Below are 17,393 nucleotides of genomic sequence, written 5' to 3'. Positions count from 1 at the left end.
CACTTTGTTGAACCTATTCCTTATTAAAAATAGTTACAGTCCGGTGAAAAAGGTCTGTTATTTGCTCGGCGTTTCCTTCAATTCTAGTTCCAGCAATTGTTCGATCATTTCCCGGCCCGTCATTAATGCTTCACCGCCGCCTTGAGCAAAAGCATCATTCCCGCCGCCCTTACCATTTATTAGCGGAAGGGCTGCACTAAGTAATGATTTCATATTTTCCGAGCGGGCTTGTCCACGTGCACAAACGAGCTGGAGACGATTTTCATTTTCAGAAACAAAGAACACCAAAGTTTGTTCATCTTCGGCGATGATGGTTCGGGCTAGCTTCTGAAGTGCTTGAATTGTCCGGTTTTGAAACACTTCACTCACAAGCTTGTTCTCCTGTTTAGCTAGTAAATCTCTAGCTTCAAGTTTAAGCAATTGTTGTTGGTTATGCTCTAGTTCCTTCTCCAATGTCTTTCCCTGCTCAATTAGCCGGCTTACAGCATGAATCATACCTGATTCTGGGGCATTTAACTGCTTCGTTAGCTCAAGCAGCACTTTTTGTTTTTGGCCAAACTGAGTCAAGACCCGTTCGCCGCAGACAAATTGGACACGGATGTTTTTCCTTTGCCGTTCCCAATCCAATATTTTAATGGCCCTAACTTCGCCAGTCGCCTTCGGGTGTGTCCCGCCGCAGCCGTTATAATCGAAGTCAGGAATTATTACAAGCCTGATATTGTCTTTCACCTTTGTTTCTTTTCGTAATGAATAGTGTGATAACTCCTCTTCTGTTACCCATTTTGTTTCAATCGGACGGTTTTCCAAAATGATTTGATTCGCGAGTTCCTCTACCTGCTTTACTGCCTGTTCAGATAATGCTTCGGTCGCTAAATCAATCGTTACGATTTCTTCTCCTAAGTGAAAACTGACTGTCTTATAATCGAGTACTTGTTCAAACGCCGCCGAAAGGATATGCTGACCGGCATGCTGCTGCATATGATCAAAGCGCCGCTGCCAATCAAGCACGCCGCTTATTTCTATATTGGTGTCTGTTAATGACCCTTCAAGATAATGGCGAATTTCCCCTTCGATTTCTTCCACATTTACGACCTTCGTATTTTCGATTGTACCTAAATCGTTGGGTTGCCCGCCTCCAGTCGGATAAAAGGCAGTTTGATTTAACACCACATACCATTTTCCTGACGGATCCTTTTCTTGTTTTTCCACCTTTGCTGTGAATTTTGTTAAGTAAGCATCCTGATAATATAGTTTGTTTTCCATTGGTTGTGCACTCCTATTATCTCCATTAGTCTTAATGTCTATTTTCAAGAAAAATGTAAGATAAATCAAGGAAACGGTTGGAAAAAATTAAAACCTGCATCTCCAGTTGAAGAAACAGGCTCGTTTGACAAGTACAATTTATTTCTTTTCTTTTCTCTGACCAAATGGCATTGTCATTTGCCCTTGGCCGCTTTGTGGAAAACCGCCCATTCCTTGAGGAAAACCTGTATGTGGATAACCGCCCATTCCATATGGATAGCCGCCATGTTGGTATTGCCCATACTGTGGGTAACCGCCCATATGAGGATAACCTGTGTGCGGATAACCACCTGTTTGTGGATAACCAGTTTGCGGGAACCCACCCATTTGTGGATAGCCGCCAGTCATTTGGGGATAGCCCATTTGTTGGCCAAATTGTCCTTGGAATCCGCCTGGAAATTGTCTTTCTGTCATGATATCGCCTCCTAAAAGTCTCAAGATAGTGTATGTCCACCTAGCGGGATAAGCTTAGATTTTTACCCATGTATTTAGAGATATTTTCATTTTTCACAAAAATAGGCAGCAACCAATAACATTCTAGACACCGTTTATTTTTTCTATTCTCATAAAAAAGTAGACTATCTCATTGGAGACAGCCTATTCATTCCTATTTATTTTCATCTTGAGCTTTCCGCTGTTTGCCTGCTTTATTCTTATCCTTGGAGATTTCACCGCAGGCAATTCGCTTGCCTGAATCCCCTGCGGGCTGGGTCATACCGTCATCCTTTGATTCGTCTACGACAATTGAAGTACCCTCTTTTGTTAAAACGGATTTTTTTCCGTCTTTCAAAGTGACATTGGGTGCCATTAAATCCGCCTTAACGGAGCCGTCATCGTCAACAATTAAATTTGGCAAGTCACCTGCATGGGCACCTTTAGGATGCAGAAGTCCATGCTCCTTCTTTTCAGGGTTAAAATGGTTGCCGGCAGACTTGAAATCTGGTGCCAGGCATTTTCCCTTTTCATGAATATGTATTGCATGTTCGCCAGGAGGCAGCCCCTTCAAATTTACCGTCATCTTAATACCGCTGGACTGTTCGGCCAGTTCTACCGTCCCAAGTGAATCACCAACGGCATTAAACATTTCAACATCAATCTTTTTCACATTCTTTTCCATACAACCAGCTAGCAGAAGCAGTGGAATCATCATCCAGCTTTTCTTCATCTGTATTCCCTCCACTAAAGACAATTTGCCTTTAGTTTGAACTATCACACCTGTACCTATTCTAATGAGGTTGTGAGAAGAAAAAAAGAACAGCATTTAACTGTTCTTTTGCGGATGTTCTTGATTTTTTAATTGTTCTTCAAATTCCTTAGCTTTTTCTGCCTCACGTTTTGAATGTTTTACGATGAAGCGCATTGTAAAAACTGCTGCAATCATAAAGATACTAAAGCTAATGAGAGCTGGAATGTATTCTGATTTATCTTCCGGAAAGTATAGAAACAAGGAAAGTATGGATGGTAGCAACATTTTTCTTCTCCCTTTCTTTAAGAGAACTGCTCAACTAATTATAGCAACAAAAAACGTTTCCTACCAATGAATCAATCCGAGCCCCCTTGTTTATTTTAACACTTTAATTTTTTTAATGATGACATCTTTTTCCGGTTTATCTTGGGCACCTACTGGTGTGTCAGCAATCTTATCAACGATATCCATTCCCTCAATCACTTGGCCAAAAACAGTATGCTTGTGGTCAAGCCATGGGGTTCCGCCGTTCTTATCATAGGCTTCAATAATTTCCTTAGGGAATCCCGCCTGCTCCATTTGTGACTTCATAGAAGGATCAAGGCTGGTGCTTTGTACGATGAAAAACTGGCTTCCATTTGTATTTGAACCAGAATTGGCCATTGACAAGGCGCCGTGCAGATTATAAAGATTTCTTGAGAATTCGTCTTCGAATGGTTTTCCCCAAATGCTTTCACCGCCCGTGCCGTTGCCATTCGGGTCCCCGCCTTGAATCATGAAATCTTTAATGACTCGATGAAAGATAAGTCCATCATAGTAGCCATCTTCACTGTGCTTCACAAAGTTCTCAACAGCCTTTGGTGCATATTCAGGGAATAATTTGATTTTAATGTTACCCATGGATGTTTCCATTTCAACGAGTTTCTCATTTTCTGCTACCTCTGTGGAAAGCTGAGGATAGACTTCATTTGTCACTTTATTGTCCCCTTCCTTCTGTTCTGTTTTTGGCGCGGCAGTTTTCGGTTTTGTCGCTTCTTTCTTCGAGCTTGTCCCACATGCTGCCAAGACGAGAACAATTGTCAATAATGCAAATAGTATTTGCCATTTCTTTCTCATTTATAATCCCTCCATTTTTCCACTTTAACCGAAGTTTTAATTTTTTGCACTTTGTTTTTAATTTAGACTATTTCATTATAAAATGGAAGATAGAAGAAAAAATAATTGGCAGGAGTGGTTTGAATGGCGGAATTTGCGGTTGGTGACATTGTCACAGCAATTTATAAGACGGGAAAATATATCGGAGAAATAACGGAGGTACGCCCACAGCATTATTTAGTCAGAGTCCTAGCGGTCGTTAAACATCCAATGCAGGGCGATTTGCACAGCCCTAAAGATGCAGATGTGCTTATTTTTCATGAAAGACGTGCCCTCAGCTTTCGGGAACAGGCCAATATTCCGAAACAAATGGTCAAACACTTTGAGGATGAAATCCCGGATTATCAGGATTCCTTAAAGAAGGCTGTGGAAAAAATGAAAGCTGAACTGGCAGAGACTGCGTCACAATGGGCTGAAATGAGCTTAAAGGCAATTGAAACACTGGAGAAAGATTATAAATTTAATTAACATAAAAGGCCAAATCAGGTATAGTGATTTGGCCTTTTATGCGAATTCATTTAATAGCTTGGAAAAATCTATTCGATCACCAATCGTTGTTGGTTCTGGTTTTTCTAAATAGCGTTTATCCTTTTCAACGAGTTTGAATATATTATAGGTAGTCAAAGCATCGTCGAGTGCCCGGTGATGTCTGCCTGTCCCCTCTTTTCCATATTCCTGCACAGCCTTCCACAAGCCTGTTTGATTTTGGTCACCAAAGAACCGTTTATACTCCATTGATAAATCTATTTCTTTAGCGTTGATAAATGGAAAAGCAATACCCGCTTCTAAGCAATTATGCCTTAGTACCTTCATATCCATATTTCCCCAAGTAACAATGGACGTCTCATAATGATTTTTATTGAATTCTTCCAATTTTTTAATCAATTCATAAATCGAAAGCCCTTTGTCAACCTGCTGCTGCGAAATATGTAAGAATGATTTACAGCGTTCTGATAGTTTCGAAAATTTACGTGGAGTAACAAAGGATGAAAATTGCTCGGTAACCTGATCGTCGACAACCGCAACAATCCCGACCTCGATTATTTCCGCAAAGAAATTCTTCATTCGAATATTTCGTTCAGGCATCGTAAACTCAAAATCAATAAATAAATATTGCCTTCTTGCCTTCATCATTTCACCACCTTCACTTTTCTCTTCTTTATACCATCATTATATAAAGAAACCTGTACAAAAAATTGTGCTATTTAGCTATTTTTTTATTTCTTAAATTATAACATGAATTTAAAAGGAATTTTTTAAATTTTTAAATAATAGTAAAAAAAAGAGGTGGTTCTTTCCCCCACCCCGTTATGAGCTAACAGTTACTTTCGCAATTGAATAACGGCCATCGTACAGCGTGAAACACAAATGAGGCGGTCCGTCTCATCGGTAATTTTGATATCCCATACCATTGTCGATTTTCCTTGGTGAAGCACAGTGCCAACCGCTGTAACAACCCCGTCTGTTTTTGGGCGGACATGATTAGCGTTGATCTCAAGCCCGGCAACCGCTTCGGTTTCTTTATTAACCAATTCATAGGCGCCAACGCTTGCAACCGTCTCAGCAAGGGCAACCGATGCCCCGCCATGCAGTAAACCGAATGGCTGGCGCGTTCTTCCATCCACCGGCATCGTCGCAACCACTTTTCCCGCTTCTACACGGGTTATTTCAATACCTAAAGCCTCAATTAATGTGTTTTCGATCATTTCCATCCCTCCACTATGTAGTTTGTTTTCACTTATAATCTATTCTCCTTTTTACTGGATTTTCCCTTTAACTCCCCCCTAAATTAGAAAAAAACAGCCACAAGGGCTGTTTTTAACTTTGTTATTAATAATATCCTGGGTAACCCATTCCCGGGTAGCCCATACCAGGATACCCCATTCCAGGGTAGCCATAGCCTCCATAAAATGGGCGGCTCGCTACAAATCCGCCTGCTAATCCGCCGCCAATTAATCCGCCTAAAAAGCCAAGTCCACCAACTGCAAGCGGCCAAGCCCACAATCTCTGATCCTGCATCGGGTAAGGGCTTCGATAATAATACATGCAGCCTACCTCCTTTAACTAAGAAACTTGCCTACACTATTTCATATGCGAGAGCAAGGAGGTTTGAGTGGGCATTCATTTAGAAAAGAACATGAAAAACCCCCGGAATTATCCAGAGGTCTTGATATTATTTTTCAATTGGTTCGAATCGCTCTACAAAGAGGGCAAGTGTACGGGTCATGACGCCTGTCGCACCCGCCGGACCAAGATCATAGGCCTTTGAAGTGACAGCTGTCCCGGCGATATCTAAATGAACCCACGGGGTACCCTCGGCAAATTCGCCAATAAATGCGCCAGCGACAAGCGCATGGCCTTCGCTTCCAGGAGAGTTATTTAAATCAGCCACCTTGCTGTTTCTAACCCGCTCCTTTTCACTTTCAAATAAGGGCAATAGCCACATTTGTTCGCCAGCTTCCATCGAAGCCTCCAAAACCTGTTCATACAATGATTCATGGTTGGTCATCGCCCCAGTTGTATGCAGACCGAGTGCGGTAATGACGCCGCCTGTTAAGGTTGCCACATCGACTAAATATTCCGCCCCGTGATGCTTCGCATAGGTAACCGCATCCGCTAACACAAGCCGCCCTTCGGCATCGGTATTTAATACTTCAATCGTTTTCCCGCTCATCGATGTGATGACATCATCGGGTTTAAATGCTCCCCCGCTGATCATATTGTCGGTAGACGGAATAACGGCAACGACATTTTGCTCAGGTCGAGTCTCACCGATAATTTCCATCGCTCCAAGAACGGCTGCAGCCCCGCCCATATCCGTTTTCATCCCGACAATTCCCGCTTTTGTTTTAATCGAGTAACCGCCTGTATCAAAGGTGATTCCTTTTCCGACTAAGCCGATGACATCTTTCCATTCATCTTTTCCCTGATATTTCAGGACAATCATCTTAGGGGGCTCGGTGGAACCTTGGTTTACTGCAAGGAACGCACCCATTCCAAGCTTTTCAATTTCAGCTTTCTCTAAAATTTCAACCTCAAAATCATATTTAGCACCCAGCTCCATTGCATAGTTGGCCATATCTGTCGCTGTCAGCAAATTTCCTGGGGTGTTAACAAGCGTTCTAGCTGAATTCGCTGCCTTCCCAAAGGCATATCCAACCGAAAGAGACACTTGTACATCCTCTTCGGCAAACAATTCACTATATACGTTGAGTTGCTCAATCCTTTTCTCCGGTTCATTCGATTTCTGCTTATAGCCTTCAAATTGATAGGTCGCAAGCGCCAAAGCCTCACTTAGGGCATGGGCGGCATCCAAACCATCGAGTTCTTCCGTTATAAAGGAGTCTAAATAAATGGCTGTTTCCTCAAGTTTATTGGCTGTAACGTTCTTAAACACCTTACCAAACGCTTCTTTCAGCTTCTCAAAGGTCAATTCCTTTTCTTTTCCAAGGCCGACAAACCAAACGCGTTTCGAACCGATTTTACCAAAGCTATGTACCTTGCTAATACTTTTTAATTTTGCCGAAATATCCCCTGATTTCACCAGCTCTGTAAGCTGCCCGTTAAACTCGGCATCCAGTTTTGCCAAGTTTCCGGCAAATTTCTCCTGTTTATCTAATAGACCGATAACCAATCCCTCATGTACATTTGCTAATTCAAATTCTTTTTTAACAGCAAACATTTCCCTTCACCTCCGTGATATTCAAGTTTTATTATATCGAAAAGTTCCATTTATTTCGACTCTCTAATCATTTTCCATATACAACAGCAAATGAGGGAGCGTTGGCAAGTCTCCCACCTCTTCAAATGCAACACGATCAATATGTTTTGGAAAAAGGATTAGGCATTGTTCAATAAAAGGATAGATCTTTTCTAAATCTAATCCCCAAAACTTCGGGCGGTAGGCCTGCAGATAGTCATGGGCAGTTTGCATCATCAATCTCGCCCCTTTGACATTACCATACTCATAATGGTAAATTGCCACACTCATTTGCAGAAGTCCCTTTAAAAATAAATTATCTTTATCGGTCATCCACATTTCTTCCAATAAATCGTGGCACGTATAGTAGTCCCCTTCATTAAAGCTGACAAAAAACTCATAGTATTCGATTGGGTACTGTTCATCCATGATCATCCCTTCCCCTCACACTGATTCCATTCTATTTTAAGGGAAACTGGACCTCATTGCTCCTATCGGCAAATAAAAAACAGGCCAGCGACCTGTTTTTTATCTTTTTTCCGAGCTAATATACTGTTGACGAAATACCTGCATCGCTTTATCTTCATTTAACGCTTTAAGAGTTTCTTCTGATAGTTTTCCGTTACCTTTTTCGACAACATAAACGGCAAGCTGTTTTTTACCCCATTTTTTATATACATCTGCAACGGTTTCATAATAAAGATCAAGCCTGTCACCCTTAATTGCCCCCCCTTTATCGGCAACCACTCCATAGCCGTATCCGGGGATAAAGAGGATCGTACCGATCGGGAAAACAGTTAAATCTGCAGCTACTGTCGAAAATAAATCACGCTTCACTTTTACACCAGAATAGGTGATCCCATATTCCGGATGACCTTTGGTTTTTCCAGTAGATTCTATTCCCGCCGTATAGCCCGTAGCTGTAACCGTATGTTTAGGATACTTAGACCAATCAATCGAATCCTCCAATGAGGGTTGTGTTCCGGAAACCGTTTTGGTCGACGAGACAAGAGCTGTTATTTGGCTAATGAGCAATTGTGCATTGACTCCAGAAATGGATTGGAAGGTTGCGAATAATGCCATCATAAATAGGCAGGCCATCGCAAACCGCTTTGTCCAATTTTTAAAATGATTCATTGAAATTTTCACTCCTCCCAAAATATTCATTCCCAAGCTGCAGGGAATTATTCAAAAAAGGAGGAAAGAAATTTTTCCCAGGGTTAAAAAAAGACTCCTTACCAATAAGGTAAAAAGTCTTAAAACATTTGATAGCCATTTTTTCGTAACAGCTTGATCGTTAAGCCTGCTGCAATTGCTCCGGCAAATCCGCTAGCTAATATGAGAATATCGGCCGTTCCTAAAGAGCTGAACCGCTGCCCCAGTTCAATAAAAGATGCTTTACTGTTTGTAAAATATTCACTAAAACTTACTTTATCTACGATTAATATTGCAACAATAGGATAAACTATCGCCATAACCCATGACATTCTTAGCAGCATATTCAAGATAAAGCCAATTCCAAAAAACAGTACAAAAAATAAGACAATCGATATAATTAAGACAACAATGCTCATTTGCATTGAGATTCCCCCTTTATCCATCAACAAATAGTGTACTTAATGTCGAAAGGGGAGTCAATATTAACTGCTTTTTGTCTTCAAAAAAATAGCCCCTCGAATTCGTTTCGAAGGAGCATTTATAGCTTTTTTATTAATCCTTCTTCTTTCCTGTCCCCCCGCAGCAGGAACAAGTTTCTGATCCCCCAAGCACCAATTGAAAATAGCCCGTTCCCGAACAGTAATCACAATTTTTTGTATCTAAACCCTGCACTTTCATTTCCATCATCCCCTCGTTTTATCTTAATATTCTGATAATATACCAAGGATTTTGAAAAAAGAAAAGGGCTAAATATCCGCAAATTTACGAAGGAAAGCGGATACATAGTAAGTTTTCTTGCAATATCGAAGTGTTACTCTAATTTTCGAAAAATTTAAAAAACATTTTAAGATAAACAAAAAGGACTAGGAATCTCCCGTCCTTTTTGCAAAAATCATAGCTTAAAAAATCTTAAATTTCCCTTTTTTCAATACCAAACCTGCGCCGCCAATCATGAATAGTGAGCGATTATCGACTACCTTTTTCATGAATGCTGCTTTTGCTCCAGTAATTTTTTTACCAAAAACAACACCGATAGCATCGTCTTCTCCAAGTGAGCAAACCGTACCTTTATTATCAAACGTAAACGTCTCTAACTCTGTTTTATTACGAATTAACGCAGCGATATTGCGGGCAACAACCTCGCCTTGCTGCATCGCAATTTGAGCGGTCGGAGGATAGGGGCGATTGATTTCTTCATTAATAACAAGCGAACTGTCACCAATAATGAAAACATCGTCAAATCCAGGAACGCGGAGGTCTAGCTGTACTTTAACACGGCCTCTCATTGCTTCAAATCCTGATTTTTCAATAATCGAGTTACCACGTACCCCTGCTGCCCATACAACTGTGCCAGCTTTAATTTCACGTGGTTCTTCCTCACCTTTTCCAACAATGATACTGTCTGGAGTAGCCTCTTTAATCGCTGTTCCGATTAAGAATTCCACGCCTTTACGCTCAAGCTGGGAAACCGCATAATTCACTAATTCCGGATCGAAACCAGGAAGGACGGTTGGTGCTGCTTCAACACATATAATTTTCACTTTATGATAATCGACATCATACTCATGACATAATTCAGGGATTCTATTTGTTAATTCGCCAAGGAATTCAATTCCTGTAAAGCCGGCGCCGCCGACAACAAGGACCAAACGATTATCGTTCTTCTCTTCTTCCATATTATAGGTAGCAAATTGATATTCAATATGCTCACGCAATTGACGGGAAGAATTCACGTTCGTGATTCCAAATGCGTATTCCTTTAACCCTTTGATACCGAATGTTTCCGATTCGCCGCCAAGGGCAATCACAAGGTAGTCATACTCGACTTCACCTTTTTCTAGAATGACTTTTTTTGCTTCTTTATTAATCTCAACCACGGTATCTTGAACAAAATCAACCTTACTGCGGTCAATCACATCACGAATATCATAGCGAACCTTGTCGTGATGGAGAGTACCAGCTGATGCCTCATGTAACCAAGTGGTTTCGTAATGATAATCATTTTTATTAATTAACACAATATCCGCTTCATTTACACCGATTAACTTTTGCAATCGCACTGTGGTCATAAGCCCGCCATAACCAGCACCGATAATAACAATTTTTGGCTTTCTCAAAGTGATCACATCCACCTTTTTTATTATTTTTAGTAAATTCTCTTTTTCTTATCATCCACTGCTACGACCATTTTTATTTTGCTCTGCAAAAAATTGTATGTGAGATAATTCACGAATGGGTTCAGAGAAAATTACTAAATAGTAAAACATCCAGAGAACGACTGAGATGTCATTGAATTATACGTATATCGTTCAAGAAAATGTTCTATTTTTGTCACAGAATGTTAACAATATATCCACATTACATCATATGCTACTTTGCCGCTATTTTCAAGTGATATATATAAATTATTTAACTTAAGAATATTGCCAACATTGACATTTTGTAACGTTCCGGGGCATTATGTGAAATATTTTTCCAATATGAATATTTGCCTATAAAGATGTGAGGATTTTTTTATTTTGTGATATTATAGTGAGTGGAGTTTGTTACTACTATTGGGGGGATACGGAGTGCAAGAGAATCAAAAAGTTTATGATATCACCATCATCGGTGGCGGTCCTACCGGTCTATTTACTGCCTTTTACGGGGGAATGAGACAAGCCTCAGTGAAAATCATTGAAAGCTTGCCACAGCTAGGCGGTCAATTGTCAGCGCTTTATCCGGAAAAATACATTTATGATGTTGCCGGCTTTCCAAAAATCCGCGCACAAGAATTGATAAATAATTTAAAAGAACAAATGGCTAAGTTTGATCCAGCTATTGCTCTTGAGCAGTCTGTTGAAAAGTTAGAAAAACAAGAGGATGGAACCTTTAAATTAACGACAAATTCAGAAGTACATTATTCAAAAACAATTATTATTACGGCTGGGAATGGAGCTTTCCAACCGCGCCGCTTAGAGCTTGAAAGTGCCGTTCAATATGAGAAGAAAAATCTTTACTACTTTATTGAAGATTTAAATCAGTTTGCCGGCCAAAAAGTGGTTGTTTTTGGCGGTGGGGATTCTGCGGTTGACTGGGCCTTAATGCTTGAGCCAATTGCCGAAAAGGTAACAATTGTTCACCGCAGAGAAAAATTCCGTGCACATGAACATAGTGTTGAAAACTTGTATAATTCAAAAGTGGATGTAAAAACTCCATTTGTTCCTGCTGAATTGATTGGTGATGGAAATGGCAGCATTAAACAAGTCGTGCTTGGAAGTGTTAACGGAGAAAGCCAAGAAACGATTGATGTCGACGCTGTTATTTGTAACTACGGCTTTGTTTCGTCGCTTGGACCAATCAAGGAATGGGGTCTGGAAATCGAGAAGAACTCGATTGTCGTGAATTCGAAAATGGAAACGAATACTCCGGGAATTTATGCAGCAGGAGATATTTGCACCTATGATGGTAAAGTGAAATTAATTGCCTGCGGCTTTGGTGAAGCGCCAACAGCAGTCAATAACGCGAAATCCTTTATCGATCCAAAAGCAAAAGTTCAACCATTGCACAGCTCCTCTATGTTTGATAAATAATAGTAAAAGGCGTCCAAATTGGGCGCCTTTATTTAAAGTATAAATTTCGACTTTGAGAACTGTCCAGCTTCAGCGCCCTAGCGGCTAGTCCCTTCGCTCTCCGCCCTACGATAAGTCAACATCGGGCAGCGAAGCTCTCCGTGTTTCCTTTATCTCAGTTGGAGCGCTCCAGGCCATACGCCGCTGACCAGGGCGCTTGCGCTTTTCTGATTAGCATTCCTCTGGTGTACCTGCTGCCGTAGCAGTCTTGAAGGATGAACCACAGCCGCAGGAAGCGATGGCATTCGGATTTTCGATGGTAAAGCCTCCGCCCATCATCGATTCCTTATAGTCAATTTTCGTGCCTTGTAAAATTGATGCACTCTCTTTATCGACTAAAACTTGAACTCCATACTGCTCGAAATGAAGGTCATCTTCGTTTACCTCATGATCAAAGCCCATTCCATAGGATAATCCGCTGCATCCGCCGCCTTTTACACTGACACGTAAAAGAGCGCCCTCTTCTTCATTATGCTTCATCATATCTTTTATTTGGAGTGACGCGGCTTCCGTTAAAATAACAACATCTTTACTCATCATGACTCCCCCTTTTTAGGCCTTTAATATAGTATATACACTTGGTATTCAGGACTCAACTGATTAGATTCTTATTATTAACATATGATAACTCTATATAAAAAGGGAGCGGCGATGCTCCCTTTTCTTAACTTATCTAGCCACAGCGCCCAGGAGCTTCAGCTATTATTAAAACATCGGATTCTCTTCCAGATATTCATAAATGTTGTCTACGAGTTCATCTGCTGTTTTTCCGGTAACTACTTCACCATTCACAAGAGCGTAAAGTGTGACAGCACATTTCCCGCAATATCCGAGACATCCATATTCAATTATATCCAAGTTAGGATCTTTTTGTAATTTTTCAAGTGCCCTTTGTGCACCATTTGCCAAGTTGCTTATACAAAATTCAATGATGGGCTTAAACATTGCTTTCACCTCTCCACAACTAAATATCCTACCCCAATTATCCAGCTTCGTCAATTACCATGGTTAGGTCGGCTTTGTCAAGAATAGCGGGAAAAATGTTGTTATTTGGACACACTTTAGATATACTCTTATGTGGTAAAGAAACGGGGTATTATACTATTACTATTTAGACATATTGAAAGCCGGATAAACAAAGGGGAATTTAAAATGAAAAATCTTGTCATTCTTGGTGGTGGATACGGCGGGATGAAGATATTGAACGAACTTCTTCCCAACCACTTACCAGAGAACGTAACCATTACACTTATTGACCGCGTCCCATATCACTGCTTAAAAACTGAATACTATGCCTTAGCCGCTGGGACAATTTCTGACAAAGAAATACGGGTTGCTTTTCCGGAACATTCTCGATTAGATGTGATCTATGGAGAGGTAACCGGCATCGATACAAAGGATCGAAAGGTTATTCTAAAAGATGCTGAGCCTGTTTCCTTTGATGACCTGATTATTGGTCTTGGCTGTGAGGACAATTATCATGATGTTCCTGGTGCCGAACAATTCACTTACAGTATCCAAAGTATAGAAAAATCCCGGCTCACCTATTCAGTCTTAAACAATCTTGGACCTGGTTCAGTAGTGGGCATTGTCGGGGCTGGTTTAAGCGGTGTCGAGTTAGCGAGTGAATTAAGTGAAAGCCGTGAAGACCTAAATATCAAATTATTTGATCGGGGAAACCATATCCTTTCTTCCTTCCCGGAACGTTTAAGTAAATATGTTGAAAATTGGTTTGTAAGAAATAATGTCGAGATTATCAACAATTCTAATATCACCAAAGTGGAAGAAAATAAACTATATAATCATGATCAACCGATAGATTGTAATGTGATTGTTTGGACAGCAGGGATTCAAGCCAGTAAAATTGTCCGCGATATGGAAGGGGAGAAGGATCGCTCAGGACGGATGGTTATCTCTCCTCTCCATCATTTGCCTAATGACGAACATATTTTTATTCTTGGGGACTGCGCAAGTCTTCCACATGCGCCAAGTGCTCAATTGGCTGAGGGACAGGCTGAGCAAATTGTGGAAGTCCTTAAGAGGCGCTGGAAAGGCGAAGCGCCTCCTGCCTCCTTCCCGCAAATCAAATTAAAGGGAATCCTAGGTTCCCTTGGGAAAAAGCATGGATTTGGGATGATGGCAGAGCGTCCGATTACAGGACGGGTCGCCCGCTTACTAAAATCCGGTATTTTATGGATGTACAAATTTCATAAAGGGTAATTTTAAAAAAGCATTCCAACTAATAATGGAATGCTTTTTGTTTTATATTGCTTTATATTGCCTTATATTGCTTTATAGCCATATTTCTCAAGTTCTGCAAAGATAGTTTTAAGACGCGGATTGCCTTCGCCGACGACTTTTTCTTTAATGACGACAACAGGATAAAACATGTCCTCTTCCATTACTTTTTTAGCAAAATCAACCTTATCACTCTCGCCAGCAGGCTGATGAATATCAACATAGGTCATTTTAAAAGGCTGGCTCGGAAACTTTCTGGCAATGGCCGCCTCCAGCCATTCATATGTTTCTTTGGATGAAGGTAAATTCACGCAGCTCGGGCATAGCATTTCTGCCCCGTAAAGAACAATTTCCACTTCCTGAACATTCATAAGACCATTCCTAACGTTTTTCTTTTATTTTATCTTATTTCAAACGTAAAAACTAAGAAAATGATTAAATTGGACGGCTTCCTAATTTCTGAGAATGGATTTTTACGGCCGTTGACATTATAATATAGATAGGAAAGGAGTCGATTAACATGGTAGAACAAGAAATGTTTGAGCAAGTTCAAGAAGTATTAGATAAATTGCGTCCATTTCTTCTTCGCGATGGCGGGGATTGCGAATTAGTAGATGTAGAGGATGGCATTGTTAAGCTCCGCTTATTGGGTGCGTGCGGAACCTGCCCAAGTTCAACAATCACATTAAAAGCAGGTATCGAGAGAGCTCTTCTAGAAGAAGTTCCTGGTGTTGTCGAAGTAGAGCAAGTTTTCTAATGAATTCGAAAAGCGATTGCCATGACGGCAATCGCTTTTATTATTTTTCAAGCTCTAACTAAGGGCATCCAATCTTTATTCACAAGCGTCTTCGGCTCTGTTCCTTTTAAGACCGCCGCGATATTATCGATACAAAGCCCCATCATTGTGGTTCTCGTTTCAACACTAGCGCTGCCGATATGCGGCAGGGCGACGACATTAGAAAGCTTTAATAACGGATGACTGGCATCAATTGGTTCTTTGTCAAAAACATCAAGCCCTGCCCCGGCAATTTCGCCTGCTACTAATGCCTCATATAAGGCCTGTTCATCGACAACTGGGCCTCTTGAAGCATTGATGAAAATAGCCGATTGTTTCATTTTTTGAAAAACTTCACGAGTAAACATATTTTTTGTTTCCGGTGTAAGCGGCGTCAGACAGACAATATAGTCCGCCTTTTCCACAAGCTCTTCAAACGACATGTAAACTGCCCCAAGCTGTTGCTCGGCTGCTGGTTTTCTCGTCCGGTTATGGTACAGGATGTCCATCTCAAAACCTGTGGCCCGCTTCGCCACCGTTTCACCGATTTTCCCCATGCCCACAATGCCAAGGGTTTTATGGTGAATATCATGGCCTGCCAATAATAACGGGCTCCAGCTTTTCCACTTGTCTTCCTTCACGAATTCTGCCGCTTCGACAACCCTTCGGGCCGTCGCCATCAGCAAGCCGAACGTTAAATCGGCGGTTGTATCGGTTAATACATCAGGCGTATTACAAACCGCAATCCCTTCCCTGCTCGCGGCTTTTACATCGATATTATCAAAACCAACAGCAAGGTTTGCAACAACCTTTAAATTTTTCCCCGCGGTTAAAATTGCTTCATCAATGGTATCAGACAACATTGTCAACAGGGCATCTGCTTTTTTGGCTTCAGAAAGTAAGATGTCTCTTGGAACTGGAACATCGTCATGATCCCACATATTAACATTAAAGTTTTGCAGTAGTGGTTTAATTACTTCATCTGGAAGCTTCCGTGTTATATAAACGTAAGGCTTCATGCTGCGTACACTTCCTTCTTCTTCATCTTTATCTTATTAATTTTACCATAAGTTTATTTTTGACTCCTGCTATTAAGCTTGAATCGTCTCATTTTATCGAAAAAGCCATTCTAACTGCGGGATATGGAGCCGTTTTACCGGTGCCCCGGACATTTGAAAGAATCCCGTCAAAAACCCTTCGTAGTCGCTTGATTGTCGTAAGATTTTACTTAAGCGCTCTTCTAATACCTTCTTTTCCTGCTCCGAACGCGTAATATAATAACTTTCGATACAATCGAAGTAATGCAGGGGAAAGATTAATCGTGAATATAATAAACGCCATGAAAAGGAAGACAAGGGGGCAATACTTTGGTACTCCGCAAAGAATTGCTTTAATTCAACATCGTAGGTCTGGATATTGCGAAAATACCTCTCCCTCGTCCATTCCGCTAAATCACGGCTGCGGTGATCAAATACCCAATCAAACGGATTTTTAATCAGATAATGACTGTACGGTCCCCATATTTTTTTTGTAAAACGCTCATGACAAACGGTACCGCCATCCGTTTCTAACGGTTCTTCATCCAGCTCTGTATCAACTAGATATTGAATCGCATTCTCTGTTAATCCCAGGTAATACGGAAAGGAATCGATAAACATCCGTTCAAACTCATCTTCAGGTGTTTGAAAAAGGAGACCGCTCCAAACCTTTTCCATTTGCTCCAGCCGTTTTTCCCACAAGGCCTTCCATTGGCCAATCCTGCTAGACCTTTCGATTTGAAAAGGCACCCTCCTGCCGCGCTCATGGAATTTGGCGAGCTTCCGCCCTAATTTTATTTTTCGCTGTTCTTCGGTCTGTCGATTCGCTAACACGCAATATTTATTTTTTTCCCACTCCGCAATTAAATTCCCCTCCTTGGTTGGCAAAAAGATCGGGACATTTTGATCCCCATAATTTCTTAAATGCTCAGCCATTTTCCCAAGCTCGGCGATTTCTTCTTCTTCCCTTCCAGCCGGATTAGCAATTAAATACAGCCAGCCGTTTCCCCTTAGTGCATCAAAACGATCTAATTTTACATATTCCTCTACCGTAATTCCGTATTGATTTTCAAGCATTTTCTGAAGCATCAGGGTCCCACCTCTTCTTCATTCCTTTTCTATCTCAAGTATATGTATTAGATTTTAAAAACTTGTTTCTTGGCGTCTTTTTTAGAAAAAGATTAACCGTGAAGAAATTGCATATGAGATTGAAATAGCGTATATATATAGT

General features: G+C 40.9%; 23 protein-coding genes. 4 read left to right on the top strand and 19 right to left on the bottom strand.

Going from position 1 to position 17,393, the window contains the following annotated elements; genetic code table 11:
* Window positions 1-57: 57 nt before the first annotated feature.
* The 5 genes from BANVL01_RS12875 to BANVL01_RS12855 form a co-directional block, all read right to left on the bottom strand.
* Entirely contained in the window at window positions 58-1,263 is a 1,206-nt protein-coding gene (locus BANVL01_RS12875; RefSeq protein WP_066091397.1) for an alanyl-tRNA editing protein, read from the bottom strand.
* A 138-nt stretch (window positions 1,264-1,401) separates the two neighbouring features.
* Window positions 1,402-1,716, bottom strand: a complete 315-nt coding sequence (locus BANVL01_RS28695; RefSeq protein WP_066091399.1) for a hypothetical protein — start codon at window positions 1,714-1,716, stop codon at window positions 1,402-1,404.
* Between the two features lie 193 nt (window positions 1,717-1,909).
* A complete protein-coding gene (locus BANVL01_RS12865; protein WP_066091401.1) occupies window positions 1,910-2,467 on the bottom strand; it encodes a superoxide dismutase family protein in 558 nt (185 codons plus the stop codon).
* 96 nt (window positions 2,468-2,563) lie between these two features.
* Window positions 2,564-2,773 (bottom strand): hypothetical protein, encoded by a 210-nt coding sequence (locus BANVL01_RS12860; protein ID WP_066091403.1) that lies wholly within the window; start codon window positions 2,771-2,773, stop codon window positions 2,564-2,566.
* A 90-nt stretch (window positions 2,774-2,863) separates the two neighbouring features.
* Complete coding sequence (locus BANVL01_RS12855) at window positions 2,864-3,604, bottom strand: peptidylprolyl isomerase (RefSeq protein WP_066091404.1); 741 nt, start codon at window positions 3,602-3,604, stop codon at window positions 2,864-2,866.
* Window positions 3,605-3,727: 123 nt separating this feature from the next.
* On the opposite strand from BANVL01_RS12855, the gene kapB reads away from it, so the two are divergent.
* Window positions 3,728-4,111, top strand: a complete 384-nt coding sequence (kapB, locus tag BANVL01_RS12850; protein WP_066091406.1) for a kinase-associated lipoprotein KapB — start codon at window positions 3,728-3,730, stop codon at window positions 4,109-4,111.
* Window positions 4,112-4,147: 36 nt separating this feature from the next.
* Here the strand turns inward: kapB and kapD are convergent, their stop codons facing one another.
* The 9 genes from kapD to BANVL01_RS12810 all read right to left on the bottom strand — a co-directional run bounded on the left by kapD (window position 4,148) and on the right by BANVL01_RS12810 (window position 10,618).
* Window positions 4,148-4,774, bottom strand: a complete 627-nt coding sequence (gene kapD, locus BANVL01_RS12845) for a 3'-5' exonuclease KapD (RefSeq protein WP_066091409.1) — start codon at window positions 4,772-4,774, stop codon at window positions 4,148-4,150.
* Between the two features lie 191 nt (window positions 4,775-4,965).
* A complete protein-coding gene (locus BANVL01_RS12840; RefSeq protein ID WP_425311840.1) occupies window positions 4,966-5,349 on the bottom strand; it encodes a hotdog fold thioesterase in 384 nt (127 codons plus the stop codon).
* Between the two features lie 124 nt (window positions 5,350-5,473).
* On the bottom strand, window positions 5,474-5,689 hold the full coding sequence (locus tag BANVL01_RS12835) for a hypothetical protein (RefSeq protein ID WP_066091412.1): 216 nt from the start codon (window positions 5,687-5,689) through the stop codon (window positions 5,474-5,476).
* Between the two features lie 127 nt (window positions 5,690-5,816).
* On the bottom strand, window positions 5,817-7,325 hold the full coding sequence (locus BANVL01_RS12830; RefSeq protein ID WP_066091415.1) for a leucyl aminopeptidase: 1,509 nt from the start codon (window positions 7,323-7,325) through the stop codon (window positions 5,817-5,819).
* Window positions 7,326-7,388: 63 nt separating this feature from the next.
* Complete coding sequence (locus BANVL01_RS12825) at window positions 7,389-7,772, bottom strand: DUF309 domain-containing protein (protein ID WP_066091417.1); 384 nt, start codon at window positions 7,770-7,772, stop codon at window positions 7,389-7,391.
* Between the two features lie 99 nt (window positions 7,773-7,871).
* Entirely contained in the window at window positions 7,872-8,480 is a 609-nt protein-coding gene (gene spsC / locus BANVL01_RS12820) for a stationary phase survival protein SpsC (RefSeq protein ID WP_066091419.1), read from the bottom strand.
* Window positions 8,481-8,599: 119 nt separating this feature from the next.
* On the bottom strand, window positions 8,600-8,923 hold the full coding sequence (locus BANVL01_RS12815; RefSeq protein ID WP_066091421.1) for a YuiB family protein: 324 nt from the start codon (window positions 8,921-8,923) through the stop codon (window positions 8,600-8,602).
* 130 nt (window positions 8,924-9,053) lie between these two features.
* Window positions 9,054-9,179 (bottom strand): YuiA family protein, encoded by a 126-nt coding sequence (locus BANVL01_RS27790; RefSeq protein WP_169803177.1) that lies wholly within the window; start codon window positions 9,177-9,179, stop codon window positions 9,054-9,056.
* Between the two features lie 221 nt (window positions 9,180-9,400).
* Window positions 9,401-10,618 (bottom strand): NAD(P)/FAD-dependent oxidoreductase, encoded by a 1,218-nt coding sequence (locus BANVL01_RS12810; RefSeq protein WP_066091424.1) that lies wholly within the window; start codon window positions 10,616-10,618, stop codon window positions 9,401-9,403.
* Between the two features lie 453 nt (window positions 10,619-11,071).
* On the opposite strand from BANVL01_RS12810, the gene BANVL01_RS12805 reads away from it, so the two are divergent.
* Entirely contained in the window at window positions 11,072-12,073 is a 1,002-nt protein-coding gene (locus BANVL01_RS12805) for an NAD(P)/FAD-dependent oxidoreductase (protein WP_066091427.1), read from the top strand.
* 210 nt (window positions 12,074-12,283) lie between these two features.
* Here the strand turns inward: BANVL01_RS12805 and erpA are convergent, their stop codons facing one another.
* Both erpA and BANVL01_RS12795 read right to left on the bottom strand, forming a co-directional pair.
* Window positions 12,284-12,649 (bottom strand): iron-sulfur cluster insertion protein ErpA, encoded by a 366-nt coding sequence (erpA, locus tag BANVL01_RS12800; protein ID WP_066091430.1) that lies wholly within the window; start codon window positions 12,647-12,649, stop codon window positions 12,284-12,286.
* Window positions 12,650-12,817: 168 nt separating this feature from the next.
* Entirely contained in the window at window positions 12,818-13,057 is a 240-nt protein-coding gene (locus BANVL01_RS12795; RefSeq protein WP_066091432.1) for a YuzB family protein, read from the bottom strand.
* Between the two features lie 207 nt (window positions 13,058-13,264).
* On the opposite strand from BANVL01_RS12795, the gene BANVL01_RS12790 reads away from it, so the two are divergent.
* Complete coding sequence (locus tag BANVL01_RS12790) at window positions 13,265-14,332, top strand: NAD(P)/FAD-dependent oxidoreductase (RefSeq protein ID WP_066091433.1); 1,068 nt, start codon at window positions 13,265-13,267, stop codon at window positions 14,330-14,332.
* A gap of 62 nt (window positions 14,333-14,394) precedes the next feature.
* Here the strand turns inward: BANVL01_RS12790 and BANVL01_RS12785 are convergent, their stop codons facing one another.
* Window positions 14,395-14,721 carry a YuzD family protein gene (locus tag BANVL01_RS12785; protein WP_066091435.1) on the bottom strand — a complete coding sequence of 109 codons (327 nt, stop codon included), beginning with the start codon at window positions 14,719-14,721 and terminating at the stop codon, window positions 14,395-14,397.
* Between the two features lie 149 nt (window positions 14,722-14,870).
* Between BANVL01_RS12785 and BANVL01_RS12780 the strand changes: the two genes are divergently transcribed.
* Complete coding sequence (locus tag BANVL01_RS12780) at window positions 14,871-15,107, top strand: NifU family protein (RefSeq protein WP_024028418.1); 237 nt, start codon at window positions 14,871-14,873, stop codon at window positions 15,105-15,107.
* 47 nt (window positions 15,108-15,154) lie between these two features.
* Here the strand turns inward: BANVL01_RS12780 and BANVL01_RS12775 are convergent, their stop codons facing one another.
* The gene (locus BANVL01_RS12775) at window positions 15,155-16,144 is read right to left on the bottom strand and encodes a 2-hydroxyacid dehydrogenase (RefSeq protein WP_066091437.1); all 990 of its coding nucleotides are present in this window, start codon (window positions 16,142-16,144) and stop codon (window positions 15,155-15,157) included.
* Window positions 16,145-16,237: 93 nt separating this feature from the next.
* Window positions 16,238-17,251: a spore coat putative kinase YutH gene (yutH, locus tag BANVL01_RS12770; protein WP_066091439.1), complete on the bottom strand. Its 1,014-nt coding sequence runs from the start codon at window positions 17,249-17,251 to the stop codon at window positions 16,238-16,240.
* Window positions 17,252-17,393: the final 142 nt, after the last annotated feature.

The organism is Neobacillus novalis NBRC 102450, from assembly GCF_001591805.1.
Classification (GTDB): domain Bacteria; phylum Bacillota; class Bacilli; order Bacillales; family Cytobacillaceae; genus Neobacillus; species Neobacillus novalis.
This window is presented reverse-complemented; position numbering and strand designations above follow the sequence as displayed.